The following is an 18,884-nucleotide window of genomic DNA, read 5'->3' on the forward strand; positions in this document are numbered from 1 at the left end:
CGAAACTGAAAATGCTGGCCGGCGTTGTCCGGATATTCGACATTTCTCTTAGGGAGAAAAACCCTGAACATGCGCATGGCCGCATCATGCTTTCTGCTTTCCTGACGCTGTCATATTGTCCGCCGGCGCAGCGGGATTGCCGCCTAGCGCCGCGAATTTGTCCACCAACGCTTGTTCCCACACCATGTAGGACGAGGTTTGCGCAAAACCCTTGAGTTTGGTCAGCAACCGGTCAACCGTGTTTTTCTCTGCCTTGCCAGCCGACAGGTGGCTGCTGCCATCTGCCTTGGTCGCCAGCTTGTATTGCCGGTCGTCGGCATAGGCGGCACGGTGAAATACATGCAATAGATTGCCGGCGCTGTGTCCCTCTCCGCTGACATCCATTTTAAGCGCCGTATGCTTGCCGTCCTGGTTGCGAATCGCATAAAACCCATCGTCCCCGACGCCTATCATTACAGCCGGCTCTGCATGCAGCGACACTTTGTCGTAAGTCTTGTTTATGTCGATCCGGCTATCCATATCAATTTCATGTCCGGGCTCGACCCCGCCTCTGATCCTGACCATGCTGATCGGCTTGCGCAACATGCTGGCGGCGGTCCAGGCAAGCATTTCGCCTGGCATGCCGTCGACGGCCGTCAGGATCTGGTCGGACCGGTCAGGAAAGGCCGCAGAAATATCGGCTGCCTGTTTGCGGACGGCAGCCTTGCGCTCCACTTCACGGACGCCGGTTGGCGTTTCGTAGTACCCGTTGAGCAGCCGGAAATGCTCGTGGTGGATATTCTTGGTGGCGTCATCCAGATGCGCTACGATGGGATCGCCGCGCAAGATCGCGGCATGGATCGCGTCCTTGGTGGTGCGCGGCGAGAAATCCGAGGTATACGGGTGTCGCCAGCGTGCATGCTGGGTGCTCGGTGACGAAGTTTCGAGAGGTTTGCCAAGAAAATAATTCTTGGTCGGTGCGACATAGACGGCTTGCCTGCTTGGGGCATCGTAAGTGTGGAAATGCCCGGATTCAGGATGAACCATTGAGGCGCCGTCATCGGCTTCAGTTAATTTTCCCTCAAGAAAATCGCAATATCTTTTTTCCAGTTTCCCGGTATCGATGCTGTCCATGTACACCACCTGGCCGATGTCTTTTTTCAGATCCTGCGATTCGCCAGGCTGGAGTTGCGGTTTAGGCGGCGACTTGTCGACATGCCGGATGCTGTACAGAGCGCCTGGCAAGACAATCACTTCGGCTTGTCCCAGATCGGATTCCGCGGAAATATTCAGGGCCGTTTGCTGACGCATCACCAGGCGCTGATTTTGTGCTTTTGGCGCGGCGCCAAAGCCAAGCGCTTGTCCGAATGCCGCTGCCAGGCGGCTCGACATCGAGGCCGACAATATTTCGGTCAGCGTGGCGACGTCGCCGGTAGCAACATGCCAATCCGGGGTATCTGCAGTTTTGCGTTCGACGTAGGGAGCTTCGGTAACCACGGCACGCTGCACGATGGCGGGAAATTTTTTTGAATGCAATGCGCCCAGATTGATATGGATCGCCTCGATCGGATCGAAATGCTCTTCCCCGCCCATGCGATGACTCTCTGACGGACCATCGATATTGCCCGGCTTGTTCATGATGTTGTAGACAAAGTCGATGCCCGGCACCACCTGCTGATGCTTGGCCTGGCCGGTGGTTTCCCAGCGCAGCGGATAATGAAAATATTGTGATTCGATGGTGTAGTCGCGTACTGCCTGGATGATGTTTTTCTGCAGCTCCTGGGACAGGTCCGGCTTGGACATGCGCATGGAATCAAGTCCCGGGCCTTTCAACATCGCTTCGTGCGTCGGCAAGGCGTAGGCTTGCGCATTCCAGCTCCAGGTGGTGAGCGTCTTGGGAATCTTCGCCGAGTCGCTCAGGCCGAACGGCGCTGCGGTGGCGCCCGCCGGATGGGCCTTGCCGTCGAAGCTGACATTGACCGGATAAGCGCTGTAACCCGGCGTATCCTTGGTCGCCTGTTGCATGTACAGCGCGTGATCCTGGTCCAGCCGGGCCATGTAGGCTGCCGACTTTGGAGGCAATTGACTGCGATTGTTTTGCACCGGTTGCGCCGTCGGCATATTGCCGGGTCCAGGCTGGCTGCTGCTAGAGGCTGCCTGCGCGGTCAGGTTGGCAACCATCTCTGTCATCGTCTGTTCCAGCTGCCCCAGATATTCCTGTTGCTGCTGCGGCTCCATCTCGTGAAACTCGATGGCGTCCTGCACGGCCTTGATTTCGCCATCTATCCGTCCTTTTGGCTTGAGCATGATGCGGTTGCTCCACTGCTTGACTTGTTCGAGGCTGTCGGTAACGGAAAAAATGGCGTCGCGAATCTTCTTGACGTCGCCAAAATGGGCGCCCATCCGGTCGCCGATGGCGGCGACGTCGTTGGCAAAGCCAAGCAGCACTGAAATGGCATTATTGAACCCCCGTTCGCGCTCGATCTGGCCGTCATAGGCGCCGGCGTTGCGCCCCACGATGCCCAGGCTATTGAGCACCGTTGCCACGATGGGCAGCACCAGCTTGTCCAGGCTGCGGGTTGCCAGGCGCGTCACGATAGCTTCGCGATAGTCGGCAACCACCGTATCCGGATTGAATTTCGTCGAATTATAAGTATTGCCCAAAGAGCGGAACGTCACGTCGTTGATGAAACGCACAATGGCTCTTGCACTGTGCGCGGCCGGATGGTTTTCTTCTTCGCCGACGCGATTTTTCCACAACTGGTCGATACCGGCGTTGACCAGCGAGGCGGCCAGCAGTCCGGCGACGTCTGCCTTGCTGCCGCGGTTGAAGCCGAAGCCTTTCTGCACCAGGAGATTGCTGACCAGGCGGGTGAACTCTGGAATGGCGGGCACCAGCAAATCATTGAGCAGAACGGAGGCCTTGGTTTCGCGGTCCTTGGTTTGCGCCGGAACAAATTTGCTGACGAAAGAAAAAACGTGGGTTAGCGCCTCCTGCACCACGACCATCGAGGTGATCGCACAAAACAGCACTTCAGGGTTGACGCTTTGTCCGCCGGCCGCGCTGAAACCGTGCGAACCGCCTGCGATGGCGCCATTCGGCGAGTGTTTGTAGAATTTCAGCGCATCGTTGAGTCCGACCACAACGGCGGCAGTGACAAAGGATTTGGTCGCCAGGTTCAAGGTATAAGTGACAGCGCCCCTGCCGCCAGCCAGCGTCGGCGCCATCGTTGCCGCTCCTAGCATCAGTTTGGCCAATGATTGCCCATGTCCCGCCAGCACCTCGGTTGCAGCGGTCGCAGCGTCGGCGACGGTGTCGCCGGTAAACCGCCTGATGCCGCCGGCGGCAGACGCCAATGCGGCAGCAGGAGGTCCTTTCAGCAAAGGCCCGGCCTTGAGTTTGTCGCCGGTCGACAAGATCAATTCCGAATCGGGAAAACCGTCCTTGCTGCCGGTCTTGCCGGTATCGCGGCCCTGATACGAATAAACATCGACATCGACCCGTGCATGCACCGTCTCATCCAGGCCGAACGCCCTGCCCGACGAATGGCCTAAAAGCGCCGGCTGCGGGTTGATGAGCGACATCTTGATGCCGTTGTCGCCGAGAACAAGCCGATGCACGGCCTCATCTTCCGTGGTGATATGCAGCGTGACATCCGCGCGCGGCGCACGGCCTCGTTCCAGATCGACCCAGCTGCGCAGCTTGGCGCCCTTGACGCCCATTTCCTGCCCGGCCGGCCCCATCACTTCGATGCGTTTGATACCTTGAATGTCGGCCAGCACCGCGCCATCCATGTTGACCGAAGTCGGATGACCGGCTTCGTTCTTGCCGGGCGTTACCTGCTTTTCTTTCTTGAAGATCAGCAAATGGTTTTCAATCTTGTTGTGGTCCATATAGATGGGGAAAAACCCGTCCCCATCGCGCGTCCCGACGCCGTGCGGCATTGCATGCTCGGCATTGGCCCAGGTGCTTCTGCGCGGCAGCGGCGAAGGATTCGGCGGCAGGAGCATGAACTTGTCGTCGGATTCCTTGCGGTCTCTGCGAGTCGACAGCGGCGAACGCTCGGACAGAGCCATGATAGCGCTGCGCAAGGGTGTTTCCATTTCGGTGACCGGAGCTTTTCCCTTGCCCTTGACGGCGGCGCCCGGCGCTGCGTTGATTTCTTCCAGCGCGAGATCCAGCTCATCCAGTTTGACAGGCCGGCCGCCGTAGCCCACTACAAATAGGCGCTGCTCGGTCCCGGTATTGCTGACGCGCACGGTGTCAGCCACCACTTTCAGCCTTTCCATCACGGTAAATCTGCCGTCCCTTGCCGGGATCATCAGCACGCCGGCGGCGTCATTGAGGCTGCGCAAATCCCGTCCGGCAGAGGCGGATGGCGAAAACACTGCCTGATGCTTGCTCATGAATTGATCAAACCGGGCCTGCGTAACGCTGTGATCGCTTTTCTCTTGGTCCAATGCGGTCGGCATTGCATCCAAGACAGCGGGAGCGGCCGTAAACCTGGTGAAGATGGAACTGGCGAAATTGGCGATCGAATGGTAGGCGGCGTCAAGCGTCTGGCCACTCTGCGCGACTGCGTTCCAGCCGCCGTTTGAAAGCGCCCTCAGGTGGCTGCGCGGCGCAAAAGAGGAGATAGCCGTGACACTTCGCTGGAGATAGCCGGCCGGCAAACCGGTTGCGCTTGCCGCCGATTCGGATGCGCGCTCACGGGCCCTGCTCGTCCCGGCCTCAGATCGCACATCGGGGCTGGGGGTAGCTTCGGCAAGCAGCAAAGGCGTTGGGGAACGGATTCGATCGATGGTCATGAGTAAAGTGAAGACGCGGCTTTTGGTCACGCCCCAGACATAGTTAATCGGATTGATGAACTCTAGCTTTACGCGCCGCGTACGCATGATGATCGCAACGAAGGCAGTTATCTGCCAGCGAAACTACATGCTGCCGGTAAGCGTCTTCTGCGCGCGTCTGGACGCTGAGCGCTCAATGAACCGGTCGACGGCGGTTCGGCTACGCTAGAGGAAATTGAGCCGCAGTGCGTTGTCCGTCAACCGTAGCGACACTTTGCACTCGCAATCCATAGTTGAGGCCAAGATTTGTTGCCTCCTTGCCCCTTTCCCGGACGATCAGCATGAGTGGGCGCCACGTAGCCGGTTGCTGCAAAACGGCATCAGCCAGTTTTACTTTTTCGTTCACTCGGCCCGCATCGCCAAGAGTTTCAGCCAGCCCGCCGACCAGCCGTGCGCCATCGATGCGTCCGGATGCCTGCGGCCGCATTGAGTAATTGACGTTGAACTGGCAATACTTGCCCTCTGCTTCCAAGGCCACGATATCCTTTTCAAACTGGGCGAGCAGTCTCTGAGACTCGGCACGATTTTCCGGCGTGTCCTTGGTCCCGTTGACTTCCGGCAGCGTCTCCAAGGCACGAGCGCACCATTGGTCGCGGTTTGCAGAAATTTCCGCCAGCATCTCCTTGGCGCCAAAGTAGTGCCGATCAAGGTCGCCATCCTGCTTGTCATTGATGCGGAACGGCGACAATCCATGTTTCTGCAGATGCTGGGCAAACTCCCTTTCAAACGAAAAATCAACGGGTACGCTGCCTCCGCCCAATGCGCCGCTCTTGCCGTGCGCCAGGGGAAGCGCTCTTGCATTGCGCGGTAGCGGCAACTGCACGTCCAGTGAAGCGGCGGCGGTTTGCTTGCCTGTACTTGATTTGTCGGACACCACATATACCGCCGCTTTGTCTTCCGTCCGGTACTCGAACGCCCTTTGCGCTTTCGCCTTGGCGGTCAATATCGCGCCCAGGCCGAATTCAGCACCACGGCTATCTGGTTTGGTTTGAAGCCGGGCCCCGGCACTTGCTCTCGCCTCGCCCTGGGTTGCGATAGATCCGGCGTCAAATCCGGTAACCACCGCGTCAGGCAGTCGAGAAAGGATGGCCTCCATCGGCCCGGAGAAACCTGCGTCGCTTTTCGTGGGCTTCAGGTCCTTCCACAACACAGTGGACTCCCATGCCTTCAGCATATTCTGGCGCTGCGCCTCATCCTGGCCCCGTGCACGCAGAAAACGTACAACAGTGCCATTCATCTTCATGCGCTCGTGAGTCGCAGCAATCGTCGCAGTTCCTCCGGCAAAGAGATGCTTGCCACGCGTCTTGCCGACTGCAACACCCATGCTGCCTTCCATGGTTTTGCTCTTGCTCTCACCCACCATCATCTCGAATCCAAGAAGAGGCTGGAAGAATTGAACAAAGGCTTCCTGTTTCTGAGAGTAGCCGGCAGTTAGCAAAGGGGTGACAATCTTGGGGGATATATAAGGCAGTAGAGGCAGGCCTACTCCTAGAGTCCCGCCATTTGATGTCTTTAATTTATTGCGCAGCCCCCATTGCGCGAACATCGGCCTGTAAAACTGGACCAAGTCCTGGTTATCGTCGAGGCGTAATTTCTGGCCTTGGCCATAACGCGAAATGTGTGAAAGGCGGAAATTATCCTGAACCTCTGCTGCGTCCAAACCAAGCCCTCCCACGATGGAATCAATCTGTTCCGGACTCAAGTGTTCGGCATTCCTTTGCAGAAATTGCTCTGACACATCGCGCAAGACAGATTCTGCGCTAACGCCGATATTGGCTTTACGCCGCAAAGGAAAGGAGCTGCTGCTACGTGCCATGGCATTGGCTTCCGCGGCAAATTCCTCCAACGATTCAGGCAGAGCTTGCTTGTTCGCCGTTCTGCCGGCGGCGGGTGTTGGCAGCGCATGATTGAAGCGTTTTCTGATTGCGTCGAAATCCGCCGGTGTCAACGCGCGAAGCTCGGCGAAGTTTTCCCTTATGTATTCGCACAAAGCCGTCACAGCCAGACAATAAACTTGTTCATCGCCATGTTGGGCGCTCATCGGCAAGCCTTTGGCAGCTTCGCCTAATGACGCAGCTGCAGCCGAGATTGCCGCAGCGGCCTTGGTCGCATGAGTCGTGATGCCGAAACGGTCGGCCATCTTTGCCGTACCTGCCAGAGCGTGAGATGTAAACGGTGTTTTTGCGCTAGCTGGGTTTAGCCCCCGCAGCAAGCCTTCGCCATAGCGGCTCAGCCTGCGTTGCATCCATTCTTCGCCGACTTTGCGCAACTCCTTGTCACGGGCATCGTAGGGCGAGCCAGGCGCGTTGCTGACATAGCCGTTTCGGACCGCATTGTAAGCGCCGAGCTGGCGCTCGCCGAACCGTTCAGACAAATGCTGGTCCAGATTCGTGCCGGTATCCAGGTGCAATCTATCCGCAGCTACCAGCTTGGCGTCATTCAGCCATGCAACGACTGGCGCCGGCTTCGACTGGGAAATTGCCATGTCGGCTTGCCAATACACCCGCAGCGCAACCAGCTGTTTGCCGGAAATAGGTTCACCAGCGTTATTGCCTAGCGATTGCAATACTTCGACCCCACGCGGCATGGCGGCCATCAGGTGGAATAATGCCTTGATATCGGCCGGGGCTTCCCCCGACGATGAGCTAGACGCTCCCCCGCCATCTTCCCGCATGACCATGGACAAGGTGGGGCGTGCTCTCAATTCCCGCAACAGCACGGTGGCGCGTTGGGCATCGCCGCCGCTCACTATCGCCAAGGCATACGAAAGGCTTTCGGCAATATCCGTCTTCGGCAGAGCGTCGGCTGCTGAATTCGCCGGTATCGCATGCATTGCGATATTCAATTCCCGGCTTAAAGCCCGAAGCGATTCCGAGGCTCCGAAGCCTGGCGGGTGCAGCAGCAATTTGACGACTGACTCTGAGCTCACATCATCCGATATCGAATGGATTTTCTGGTTCTCGGTGGCCGTGACGCCAAGCCGTTCCTCAACAACAGCCTTGGCTGACGTCAGCGCTTCCTGGGCTTTTTCAGCCCCCTGGATGCCAGCCTGCGCAGTGTGAAGGCCGCGCATCACCATATCCAGTTGTCCAAGAACCCGTTCAGCATCGCCGACCATATGCTCAACTCGGGCTTCCGCAGCGGTGACAAGCGTTCCGATTTCTGCAATCAAGCCGTTAAGGGCCTCTTCCAGCTGCCCGAAATGGGCGCACTCGGCCTGGATAGAGCTCAGTTCATCGGCATTGGCCTCAGGCTGCCCGGAAATTGCCGTCAAACGATGTTGTAAAGCGCTTTTGTGCCCGAGTACCAAGCTTAGGTCGTTCTTGAGGGAGGCGTGAGTATGCTGTTGCACGGCACATTCAGTCTGCACCAATTGCAGGTTTTCACATATATGCTGATGCGCCTCTACCAGCGCTCCAAGAGCAGGTTCCAGACTGGCCTTGTCAGTCTCGCATTGCTTAAGCAGTCCCTGGGAAATATCGCTTAGCCGGCCCAATTCCGCCTGGGTAAAGTCCAGGTGCTTGACAGTGATGTCTGACGCCAGCACAGCTCCAGCTATGTCATTTGCCTCACTGGGCGTCACCAGCGCATGCAGGCGCGAGGCTGCGTGCAGCATCCTTTTTTCAGCTTGCGAGCTTGCGTCTGCTGCAGTTTGTTCTCTCTGCAGCAATGGCGCCAAGCGCCTGCTGTGGGATGATTGCTGCAATCGGCATTGCTGAAGCTGCGCTTCCAGGCGCTCGGCTTCATGTCTCAGGCTTACCGCCTCCAGCCGTTGCGGGGAAAAGCTTGGCGCGTGCTGCGCGGCCGTTACCCGGCTTTGGATGTTGTCTATGTCCTGCCCGGCTTTTTCACTCAAGGGGGTCAGCATGGCAATCTTCTCTTCGAGCGCTTCACGCTGCGCCTTCAATTGCTGATGCTCATTTGCCTGCGCTTGCCAGTCCTGGCGTGCCTCCTGGTATTCCTGTCCAAGTTCTTGCAAGTTTTGCGCTAAACGGGTTTTGATGGATTCGGCTTCTTCAGTCGTCAACACACTTGAAGAATTGGTTTGCTTCAGGGGTTTTGCCTGGAGCGTCTGCATTTTCGGCACTGCATGCGGCTGGAGCACAGGGAAGCATTCGACTAATTTTTCCCAGGCGGTAGTCGGACCACCCGGTCTATCCGATAAGCTGTGGGATGGTTGCGTCAGACGTTTCTGCAAGGACCTCGCTTGCTGGGCAATGTCGTCAAACTTGCTTGGAATATCCTGAGGTTCGGATGAAGAAGCTTGCTCGGGTTTCTTATTGAGCTGAGTTCTGGACGGGCGTTCCAATGCCACAGAGGTGCCAGGTAAAGGGCCGCCAACGCTAACTGGCCGCCCCATGATTGTCTTGACTCCGGCACGATAAGCGCTACGGATGCTTTTTAGCGGCGCGAAGAAAGAACTCGACGAATTTCTCCTTGCGCTGGAGTTTTTCGCGCTCGCCGATTCTGTTGTCGCTGTTCTATCCGGCGAGGCAGGAGAGTCGGTCGTTGGGGAGATTGATTTCTGTGTAACGACAGTAAATGCAGGCATACCAACCCCCTTCCGATTTTTGAAATTTATGAGCATGCGCGGCGCCCGCAGTGCTCTTCTCCAACTCCTTATAGAAAACCTACCTTCATGTAGTCGACCTGTCTTCCGATGAGCGAAAAATATGGTCAACGCGCGAACCGATTGGCATGCGCGGCAGCTTCAAATCCTGCCTCGTGCGCGCCGCCCCCGGATCTGCAGCCAGTGCTGAAGCTATACTGCAATGATCGCAAAATCGAGATTTGCATTGGAGGCGAGAATCAGGCGCACAGCCGCAATCGGCAAAAATGGGAAGGCTTCGTATCCCGCAATAAGGATTCGGCAGAACTGAGATCGCGGGAAGAAAAAAGAGTGAACATTTACCGTGCGAGGTTGTTGGAAAGCCGAAAAGCTCTGCGAAGTCCTGGAGCAATAGCCAGGTTGGCTTGGCAACCGAGACATAACGTAACCAGAGGATAATCATGCACGCAAATCACACCAATGCTCTTTTCGCGACGCTGTCGGGCAATATTTTGAAGGTATCCAAGCCCGGCGCCGGCGCAATTGAAATCCCGATCAACGACTGCGCGATTCATACCAAATTGAGCGGCGTCCATCTGCACGGCGGACCGTATTTCCAGATCGGGCCGCTGACCTGCGACGAACTGACGATGCTACGTCATTTAGGCGTCAGGGAACCCAACCTGGAGCTGATCGACTTTGTTCGTCACTGAAGGAATGCCCCGTGCATCGGGTTGTTTTGCACGGGGTTTATTGATGAAATGCGTTCTACGCATCGGGATGCATTACCTCGGGAGTGCCGGAATAGTGGCGCGTGCAGCTTGGTCGATGCGCTCCCAAAAACGTTCAAGGCCCCGTGCCGCATCAGGCTCCAGGACCTGGCCATTGTTCATCTTCGCAAACAGCGCACTCTGAAATTGGTATTCTGTCCGGCAATCTTCGCACTCTCGTAAATGCACTTCGACCATGCTGCGCTCCTCAACGGATGCGCGTCCATTGATTACCCAAGGCAATAGCTCCAGCACTTCCCTGTGACAAGCATTGACATCGGTCGAATCGCTCAATGTTTTTTCTCCAAAAGACCTCCCAGTTTCGGCAAGGTGCTGCGCAGCGTGACGCGGGCGCGAAACATCCTTGCTTTTATTGTGCTGACCGGACACTCCATGATCTCGGCGATCTCTTCCAGCGAGTGCCCCATCCAGTACGCCAACTCCAACGTCACTCGCTGATCGATCGGCAAGAGGATGAGCCCTTTGGCGACCCAGTCGAGCACTTCATGGTCGTCGAAAGGAGAAGTGATTGACAAATCGCCGCCTGGCGCTGTTTTTTCCCACCGGGCCTGCCCCGTTCTACGCAGCGACTTGAGCGCAGTGCGGTAAGCGATTCCCATGATCCAGGTCGACACCAGCGCCTCCCCGCGAAATTCACGGGCCTTTTGCCAGACGATCAGGAACGTATCGTTAATGGCTTCCTCAATCGCATCTTCACAATACGTCACCCGCCCGAGGAAGCGACTTAACCTACGATGATACTTCAGGTATAGCGACGATAAGGATTGCCGGTCCCCGGCAGCGATGCGGACAAGCGAACCAACGTCGTCATTATCCGCTTGCTCTGGCTGGCGCGTCAAATTATTAGAGATTAGTGTCATGGCCATCGAATGTAGTTAGACTGGATTACGGATATGAGAAGAAGAAACCCGGCTCTCTCAAAGAATGTTTCGACTCCTTAGCAAGATCAGATCAGCGATCCGATATCAGCGGTCCGATAAATGGCTACGATCGCTCCGGGACGCCGGCCGCACCCGGTTGCACGGGCGACCGGCCCCACGCCGGCGAAATATTTAATGGCAGGTGGTCGAAGTGAAAGTTCGGCGCCGGAACAGACCGCAGCTTTGTCGCTCTTACCGTCATTGATTTTTTTTTGATTTTGGTAAAAGCGCCGCACCGGATCGCGCACGACTAGCGACATCTCCGGGTGCGGACTGTCGACGACATCGATGCGCAAAACCGGTCCGGAAATTCGCCGGTCTGCACCTGTGTTGTACCTTTGGGCGGCGCCGCAACAGACCGGCGGCAATGAACGCCGGATTTCAGTGCGACGGATCGGTAATTCTCAGCAACAGCTCTTTCAGTTGATCGTTCAAGCGGTCCGAGCATTCGCGCAGGAAATTATAAAAAAGCAAGCCGAACAGCGCTATCGATATCCCCAAGGCGGTCGCATAGAGCGCAGTGCCGATCCCCTTGGATACGCCGGATGGGTCCGAAATGCCGGATGAAGCCAACACCGCAAACGTATCGATAATCCCGAGAATGGTGCCAACCAGTCCCAGCAGCGGCGCCGCTGTCACAATCGTATCCAATATCCATAAGCGGGCGATTACCTGCGATCTGCTTGACAGATAAATGGCTTCCGAAAGATCTTCCAGGCGAGCCGGGGCAAGCTTCGCATCGCGTGACTGCAGTGCTTCACGCAGCAGCTGCGCAGGTGTCGATTTGCGCTTCAGAAACGCGGCCGGGATCCGCGTTGCATCGTTGGCAGAACCGGCCATAAGACGCAGGATGGCGCTGGCATCGCGTCTGCCGGTCATGTAAAAAATTTGCCGTTCAATGATGACAAATACGGCAAGCGCAGCGGCGCCGTACATCGCATAAAACGTCAGACTATGGAATAGCTCAATGTAGTTCATATGGGTACCTGGTCAAGATGATATGCCGCATAGGGTGCGGCACCCGGTTGCAACAAGATTGCGCTCCTGGATTAAAAATCCGTGCTTAAAGCAATTTGCAAGCTGCGTGGCGCGCCGGTATAAAACGACGGCGAAGTCGGATTGCCGGATGCTGATATGTTTCCGGCGACGGTGCCTTGCGCTGTCACTACCGGATTCACGTTGCTGGTAAACGACGAGCCACTGGTCCCGGTCATGCTCAGGTATTGCTTGCTGAACAGATTGGATACCGTCAGGCGAATCGTCGGCGTCTTCATGAAAGCAGTTGGTGCAAAGCGATAGCCGGCGCCGATATCGTATAAGGTGTAGCCGCCGACCTGATCGTCATTGACCAGCGAGGTATAGCGAGCGCCGACATAGCGCCCCTGGATCGACGAATAAAACGATCCGTAGGTGTACTGCAGGGAGAGCGACGCCAGCCATTTCGGCGTATCCGGCATTTGTTTTCCCGAGGTCGGCAATGCGGCCGAACCGCCGTTGGTGGTTTTGGCGAAGACCTTGTCTTCCAGCATCGTCGACTCCGTGCGCGTCAGCGAACTGTATACGTTCCAGTTGCTGTTCACCTTGTAACCCGCTTCCAGTTCAAGCCCGACGGTTCTGGATTTTCCGACGTTGAATTGGGTGGTCAGATTGGTGCTGGGATCGTATTGGCTGGAAAGACGATCTTTAAAATCGACATAGAACGCGGAACCGGAGAATGTCAGTTGTTCGCCGGCGAAGCGATAGCCTAAATCGAAGTTGTTGGATTTTTCAGGCTTGACGTTCACCGCCAGGATGTTGACCGGAATGATATTGCCGGCAGCATCTTTGGCCACCATTACGCCGTTGACGATCGAGGTTGAATAGTTCTTGCCCGTCAATTGCGCCAATCCCGTGTTCGCACTATTTTCGGGAGCGCGGGCGTTCTGGCCGGCGTTGAAAAACGCCGACTGCTTGTCCGTGAACTGATAGCGCAGGCCGAGGTTAGCCAGGTTGTCCGAGAAATCCTGATGCTCGCTGTAGTTCGCGCCATTGGCATTGACGCCCGATCCGCTGGCATAGTTGTTAAAGTCGCGCGTCACGGTCTGACGTTTCAAGCCTAGCAATACATTCAATTTATCGTTGAGCAGGCCGAAGCTATCCTGCAGGAACAAGGTATGCGCATCGACGTTGGTCTTCCAGTTTCTTGAGGCGTTATATGGCGTGCCGTCCTGATATTGCAAATAGGCGGAACTGTTCCTGAGCCAGTAGTCGGCGGAGTTGCCATTATTGTCAATCGCTACCACCGGGCTGTATTGCTTGGAAGTGCCCCTGTCGAACCAGATGCCGCCGCTCACATTGTGGTTGTCGATCTGGTAGTTGGCCTTGGCGGTAACGCCCCAGCGCTCGGTCTCGCTGACGTTGCTGCCATACATGGCAACCGTGTCGCGGGTGTCGCCGTCGCCGTTGGCGTCGCGGATGCCGCCGTGCAATGCGGTGCTTGCCTTGGACTCCGTCACGGTAGTCAACTGGTTGCCGCCAGTGCCGTAACCGTAAATGTAGTAAGGATTCACATCGATGCTCGCCTTGGAAGAAATTTGCCAGTGATTCTGCAGAGCTATCTGGTAATTCTCGAACGGGTTGTTGTTGAAACCGGCGTACTGTGCGCCGGAGGCACCGAAGATACCGGCATTGGGCGCATAGGTCGTGTCGTTTTGGGTGGTTCCGGCCACCGCAGGCTGATGCACCGGCGCACGCGTACCGAAATCGAGGTCGTAACCGCCGTTGGCAATATCGTTTTTGCTGACGGTACGATAATTCGCGTTGTTCATTTTATTGTAGAGAGCGGTGAGCTTCGAAAAGCTGCCGCCATCGAAATTAAACACTGCCTTGGCGTCAAGATGCTCGCGGTCGGCCTTGCCGTCGCCCTTGAATTTATCGGCGCCGGCTTGCGACAGCGAAAGAAAGAATTTGGCGCGATCGTTCATGAAGCGCCCGGAATCGAAGCGGACAAACTCCTTGTGATAACTATTGCTGCCTACGGCGTATGCAACCTTGCCGCCCAGCGTGTCTTTCGGATCGCAGGTCGAAATGCCGATATTTCCGCCGCTGGCGCCGACATGCGGTGCGTCGATGTCAGTGCTGCCTTGGGTAAGGAAAACTTCGCAGGTGTTTTCCGGATCGGCAAATTCCTGGATATTGATCGTATAGTTGAGCGAATCGTTCAACGGCACGCCATCCAGCGTCAGGCCCATCTGGTTGCTGTTGAATCCGCGTACCCGCAGTGTGCCGCCGAACAAGCCGGTGCCATCCTGGTCGAAGGTCGACACACCCGGCAGAGCTTCGATCATCTGAAATGCGGTCGAGGTCGGCGCCTTTTTTTCAATCGCCGCCGCGGTCACCGAACTGCGCGCTTTCGGCGACTCCTCTTGCTGTATCAAGCCGGTACTGGTACCGCCAGGAAGGCCCTGCACATTGATTTGTCCCAGATCGGTGGTGTCGGCTGCCTGGACAGCCGGCATGTTGCTCAAGAAAAGGCTAGACACGATCAGCGCCAGCCGGTTGACTTTGAATTTCATTTAACTCCCCCTTAATTACGTTCGATGAACTGCTTTGATATTTCGGTTATTCGGTTATGTATTGCATTTGCGTGCTTGAATTTGCATCGTCAATTAGCCGGTCTGAACTGTAAATCCACGCTAAAACGATGCGTCTCCTGATCCGCCATGAACTGCTCCGGAAAGCCGGGGAACGTCGCTCTGCCGACAGTCTTGCGTGCCGCTTCATCGAGTAATGTCGAGTTCGATGATTGTTCAATGCCGCTATCCGCCAGAGATCCGTCGCGCCGTAACACGAACCAGATCTTCACCGTCCCTTCGGGCCGCAGCTGGCTCGCCTCACGACCGCTCGGATAGCGCTTTATCGAATTCAGGTAGCTTCGGATCCGTGCGATGTACTCGCCGTCGACGTTCGGCTTGGCGGCGGCAACCGGCGCCGGCTCAGACGGCTTTGAAGGCGAGGCCGGCTCGGCGGGCGCAGTTGGCGGTTGCAGCGCTGGCGCCGCAACCGGGCTCGCCGGCGTTGGCGGCTGCGGGGTATGCGCTAGTTCCGACGGGGCTTGCCTTAGTGGCTGCGGCGGCAGGGGCGGCTGCGGCCGTTGCGGCGCCGCCGCTTCCTGTTTCGTTTCCGTCTTTGGCGATACCGGCATCGGCGCCGGCGCCGGCATTTCGACCATTTCCAGCTTGATCGGCTCGTCGTATTTCGGTTTAAGCGGGCGCACGCTGCTGATCATCCCAAATAGCAGAAAGACCATCAGCGAGACCGAGGGCAAGGCTGCGATCATATTCCGGTTGGCGTAAAACATGGACATGGCTTACTTCCGTTTTGTCACAAATGAGATCGCTTCAAAACCCTTGCCCTTGAGGGTATCCATCAGATCTATGACATGCTGGAATTCGACCTTTTGATCGGCATTGACGAGCAGCACCAGCTTCTTTTTGGGTTCTTTCGCCTCCATCGATTTCAGGCGTGAAACCAGGTTTTCGGCAGTAACCGCCTGGCCTTCCAACTGCATTTCAGCGGACGCGGTCAGGGTGATGCGGGCCAGATTCTGGGTCTGCAGATCCTTGGCGGTCGATGACGACGGCAGCGCTGTCTTCACGCCCAGGGCCGGGATCACGTTTAAGCTCAACAGCACGAAGAAAACCAGCAGGAACATCATGACGTCGATCATAGGGATGATCTCGATGCGGGCCTTGCGGTTTTCCGGCTCTTCCCATTTACGCATAGCGGCAGCTCTCTTTATTTGATTAATTGATTGAATTTCGTAAAACCAGGTACAGCACGAACACGGCGTCCAGCGCCAGCACCGCCGCCGTCACCTTTTGCGGCCGGCGCAGTGCGGCGGCAGCCAGCGTGTACGCAAAGCAGCCAAACGCCATGCCCACCATCAGGTCGGCGGTGAGAACCGTCACCAGCGTCATCAATAGCGGCGGCAGGCTGGTTTCAAGACGCGGCAGGTCTATCTCGCGCAATCCCTCCATCATCAGCAATCCGACCAGCACCAGTACCGGGGCCGTGGCTTGCACCGGAACAATCGTGATCAACGGCGCTAAAAATATGCTCAGCGCAAACAGAACCGCTACCGTTACTCCCGTCAATCCCGTGCGCCCGCCCGCCTCGACGCCGGCGACCGATTCGACATAGGCGGTGACAGTGGAGGTGCCGACCGCCGCGCCGACCACGCTAGCCAGCGCATCCGATGCAAACGCTGCCCGCGCGTCCGGGAGATTGCCGGATGCAGTCAATAAGTCGGCGCGCCTTGCTACCCCAAACAGGGTTGCGGTGCCGGCAAAAAATTCCGACAGCAGAAAATAAAGCGTGACCGGCAACAGCAAATAGAATTTCGACAGGAATTCGTGGAAATCGAACGCGCCGATCAGGTCAGTCTTGAAAGCCGGCACGGCGACCATATGCTCCGGCCACACCGTGAGAACCTTGCCATCGGCGCCGTGTATGAAGGAGCCGGCTACCGTGATGGCGATAATCGACAGCAGCAGCGCGCCCGGAACCCGCCGCCCGACCAGCATCGGGGTGGCCACGATGCCGCCCAGCGCCAGCAATGCGGCGTGGTCGCCGAGATTCCCGAGCCCTGCGATAGAACCGGGAACCGACACCACCAGGCCGGCGCTTTTCAGTCCCAGATACGCGACAAATGCGCCGATAGAACATTGCATGCCAAGTTTTATCGGCTCTGGAAATGCTGCGATGATGCGTTCGCGCCAGCGCGTCAGCGATAGCAGCAGGAAGATGATGGCATTCAAGAACACCATGGTCAGCCCGGTCTGCCACGACACGCCCATCTGCCCCACCAGTATCTGAGCGAACACGATGTTGGTGCCCATCCCGGGCGCGAGCGCAATCGGCAGATTCGCCCACAGAGCCATGATCAGGGTGCCGACCACCGCCGAGACGACGGTGGCCAGCAGCAAGCCCTGCTTATCCATGCCCGTCGCGGATAAGATCATCGGATTGACGACGACGATGTAACTCATCGCGGTAAAGGTCGTCATGCCGGCGACCATTTCACGGCCGGCGGTCGTACCGCGGCTATGCAGATGAAAAAATCGATCAAGGAGCCGGTGAATTTTCAAAGGTTTCTCGCCCAGGTGAGGATTGATATATATGGCTTGCAGGTCGGCTTATCGGTCAAAGACCTGCTGGCAGATCGCCGCGCATTTTTCAAGATCGAATTGATCGTCGGTACGCACGCCGGACTCCATGTCGATCCAGTACGCGACCTGCGAGGCTACCGGGAAGGCCTCCAGCAGCGCGGCTATGTTGGCAGAGGAAAAGCCGCCCGAATATCCACACAGCGGATGGTCGGCGTCCAGCGGCGGCCATATTTTTGGCTGAACGCCGGTACCGAAAGACAAGTCGTACAGCCAATCCACGCGCGTATCCGAGGGGAAGTCGCCCTGGCACTGCAGCGCCGCGCGCATGCCGTAGCGTGCGGCGTAGGTATGGCTGTTCCGTATTTCGATATCGCTGCTGCCGAGGAAGCCATGGTTGATCTGAATCCGCGAAAAACCCGCCAGATCGAGTTCCGGCGATTGCCCCGCCACGATCGCGCGCGCAGCCTCGCCGCATACGTGCGCCGACAGGCGCAAACCGGAACAGCGGATGGCTTGCCGCACATCGCTTGTCGGAAATCTTGGCTGACCTTCGCGCGCGTCCTGAAACAAGACTCCCCATTCAACCGGATAACGTGCGGCAAGCGCCTGCATGCCAGGTATCAGGTCGACGCGATCCACTCCCGTAAAAGTAATGAAAGCTGGAGATTTTTTTATAGACGTCATGAAAATTCCGTTAGTTGGTTAAGTTGAATAAAGTATTAGGAGTAGCCGTATCAATAATCGAACGCTTGATCGGAGGCGGCCAGCAAGGCTGACACCGCCTCGCGATCGGGCAAGCCGGAGCGCGCCCCGACTGCTGTCACCGAAATGCATGCAGCGGCGCAGGCAAAGCGCGCTGCCTGCATCAGCGACCGGCCTTCCAGCAGCGCGGCGATAAACGCACCGTTGAAGCAATCGCCGGCGCCGGTGGTATCGGCGACTTGCGCCCGAAAAGCGGATTGCTCGACCGTCTGCTTACGACTGACCGCTATGGCGCCGGCGGCCCCGCGCGTCACCACGATCACGCCCGGGCCGCGCTCAAGCAATGGGCGAACGTTGGCGGCTGTGAGCGGCTTTTTCACTATGTCGGAGAAGCTCCGCTCGTTCATGAACACGAGATCGGACAAGGCCAGCAGCGCGTCCAGACGCGCCGGGCCATTCACCATCGCTGTTTCAATGTCGATCGAAACCGCCGTGCCGGTGCCATGCGCCAATTTGCTTAGTTCAAAAAATTCTTCGAGATCGTAGGGCATTGCATGCACCACACGGCTGTCGGCCAGGGCTTGCAAGATGGTTCTCGGGTCCAGCACCGGGTCCGGCATGGGTTCATACACCACCGCCTTTTCGCCGCATTTATCCAGCATGATCAGCGCATTGGCTGAAGCTTTTCCGGGCATGCTGCGCAGATATGCCGTCGATACGCCGGCGCGTTGAAATTCCGCCCGCAAAAACTCGCCGGCCGGATCGTCGCCTGTCCGGCCGTAGCTTGCTGCGGGTATGCGCAAGCGGCTGGCAGCGCAAGCAACATTGGCGACGGTGCCGCCGGCAAACGAATCGAGGCGCCGTCCGAGGCATTTCTGATCCGCTCTCGGCACTGCGTCGACCGCGATAACCGTATCCAGGTTGGGGTCGCCAAAAGCCAGCAATC

At 57.2% G+C, this 18,884-nt stretch carries 13 protein-coding genes; 1 reads left to right on the forward strand and 12 read right to left on the reverse strand.

Features of this window, described 5'->3' with window-relative positions; genetic code table 11:
• Window positions 1-84: 84 nt before the first annotated feature.
• Complete coding sequence (locus KHU33_RS08760; RefSeq protein WP_211462459.1) at window positions 85-4,875, reverse strand: hypothetical protein; 4,791 nt, start codon at window positions 4,873-4,875, stop codon at window positions 85-87.
• A 112-nt stretch (window positions 4,876-4,987) separates the two neighbouring features.
• Window positions 4,988-9,379, reverse strand: coding sequence for a coiled-coil domain-containing protein (locus KHU33_RS08765; protein WP_211462460.1), 4,392 nt, complete (start codon window positions 9,377-9,379; stop codon window positions 4,988-4,990).
• Window positions 9,380-9,837: 458 nt separating this feature from the next.
• Here KHU33_RS08765 and KHU33_RS08770 point away from each other — a divergent pair, with 458 nt between their 5' ends.
• Window positions 9,838-10,089, forward strand: a complete 252-nt coding sequence (locus KHU33_RS08770; protein ID WP_211462461.1) for a hypothetical protein — start codon at window positions 9,838-9,840, stop codon at window positions 10,087-10,089.
• Between the two features lie 72 nt (window positions 10,090-10,161).
• On the opposite strand, the gene KHU33_RS08775 is transcribed toward KHU33_RS08770, so the two are convergent.
• The 10 genes from KHU33_RS08775 to KHU33_RS08820 all read right to left on the reverse strand — a co-directional run.
• The gene (locus KHU33_RS08775) at window positions 10,162-10,440 is read right to left on the reverse strand and encodes a zf-HC2 domain-containing protein (protein WP_211462462.1); all 279 of its coding nucleotides are present in this window, start codon (window positions 10,438-10,440) and stop codon (window positions 10,162-10,164) included.
• On the reverse strand, window positions 10,437-11,027 hold the full coding sequence (locus KHU33_RS08780; protein WP_211462463.1) for an RNA polymerase sigma factor: 591 nt from the start codon (window positions 11,025-11,027) through the stop codon (window positions 10,437-10,439). The genes KHU33_RS08775 and KHU33_RS08780 overlap by 4 nt, the downstream gene beginning before the upstream one ends.
• A gap of 86 nt (window positions 11,028-11,113) precedes the next feature.
• Window positions 11,114-11,383 (reverse strand): hypothetical protein, encoded by a 270-nt coding sequence (locus tag KHU33_RS08785; protein ID WP_211462464.1) that lies wholly within the window; start codon window positions 11,381-11,383, stop codon window positions 11,114-11,116.
• A gap of 85 nt (window positions 11,384-11,468) precedes the next feature.
• Window positions 11,469-12,065 carry a MotA/TolQ/ExbB proton channel family protein gene (locus KHU33_RS08790; protein ID WP_211462465.1) on the reverse strand — a complete coding sequence of 199 codons (597 nt, stop codon included), beginning with the start codon at window positions 12,063-12,065 and terminating at the stop codon, window positions 11,469-11,471.
• A gap of 71 nt (window positions 12,066-12,136) precedes the next feature.
• Entirely contained in the window at window positions 12,137-14,641 is a 2,505-nt protein-coding gene (locus KHU33_RS08795; RefSeq protein ID WP_211462466.1) for a TonB-dependent receptor, read from the reverse strand.
• Window positions 14,642-14,730: 89 nt separating this feature from the next.
• Window positions 14,731-15,432 (reverse strand): TonB family protein, encoded by a 702-nt coding sequence (locus KHU33_RS26680; protein ID WP_211462467.1) that lies wholly within the window; start codon window positions 15,430-15,432, stop codon window positions 14,731-14,733.
• A gap of 3 nt (window positions 15,433-15,435) precedes the next feature.
• Entirely contained in the window at window positions 15,436-15,849 is a 414-nt protein-coding gene (locus KHU33_RS08805) for an ExbD/TolR family protein (protein WP_211462468.1), read from the reverse strand.
• 22 nt (window positions 15,850-15,871) lie between these two features.
• On the reverse strand, window positions 15,872-17,215 hold the full coding sequence (locus KHU33_RS08810; RefSeq protein WP_211462469.1) for an NCS2 family permease: 1,344 nt from the start codon (window positions 17,213-17,215) through the stop codon (window positions 15,872-15,874).
• 48 nt (window positions 17,216-17,263) lie between these two features.
• Entirely contained in the window at window positions 17,264-17,920 is a 657-nt protein-coding gene (locus KHU33_RS08815; RefSeq protein ID WP_211462470.1) for a hypothetical protein, read from the reverse strand.
• A 50-nt stretch (window positions 17,921-17,970) separates the two neighbouring features.
• The coding region (locus KHU33_RS08820) for a carbohydrate kinase family protein (RefSeq protein ID WP_211462471.1) at window positions 17,971-18,884 on the reverse strand (914 nt) is incomplete at its 5' end.

The sequence above is a fragment of the Collimonas silvisoli genome (assembly GCF_018305005.1).
Classification (GTDB): Bacteria; Pseudomonadota; Gammaproteobacteria; order Burkholderiales; family Burkholderiaceae_D; genus Collimonas; species Collimonas silvisoli.

What these genes read in the sequence shown, in the direction of transcription:
- KHU33_RS26680 (WP_211462467.1), bottom strand. Translation starts at nt 15,432, where the DNA reads ATGTCCATGTTTTACGCCAACCGGAATATGATCGCAGCCTTGCCCTCG.
- KHU33_RS08770 (WP_211462461.1), top strand. Translation starts at nt 9,838, where the DNA reads ATGCACGCAAATCACACCAATGCTCTTTTCGCGACGCTGTCGGGCAAT.
- KHU33_RS08780 (WP_211462463.1), bottom strand. Translation starts at nt 11,027, where the DNA reads ATGACACTAATCTCTAATAATTTGACGCGCCAGCCAGAGCAAGCGGAT.
- KHU33_RS08790 (WP_211462465.1), bottom strand. Translation starts at nt 12,065, where the DNA reads ATGAACTACATTGAGCTATTCCATAGTCTGACGTTTTATGCGATGTAC.
- KHU33_RS08795 (WP_211462466.1), bottom strand. Translation starts at nt 14,641, where the DNA reads ATGAAATTCAAAGTCAACCGGCTGGCGCTGATCGTGTCTAGCCTTTTC.
- KHU33_RS08805 (WP_211462468.1), bottom strand. Translation starts at nt 15,849, where the DNA reads ATGCGTAAATGGGAAGAGCCGGAAAACCGCAAGGCCCGCATCGAGATC.
- KHU33_RS08765 (WP_211462460.1), bottom strand. Translation starts at nt 9,379, where the DNA reads ATGCCTGCATTTACTGTCGTTACACAGAAATCAATCTCCCCAACGACC.
- KHU33_RS08815 (WP_211462470.1), bottom strand. Translation starts at nt 17,920, where the DNA reads ATGACGTCTATAAAAAAATCTCCAGCTTTCATTACTTTTACGGGAGTG.
- KHU33_RS08760 (WP_211462459.1), bottom strand. Translation starts at nt 4,875, where the DNA reads ATGCGTACGCGGCGCGTAAAGCTAGAGTTCATCAATCCGATTAACTAT.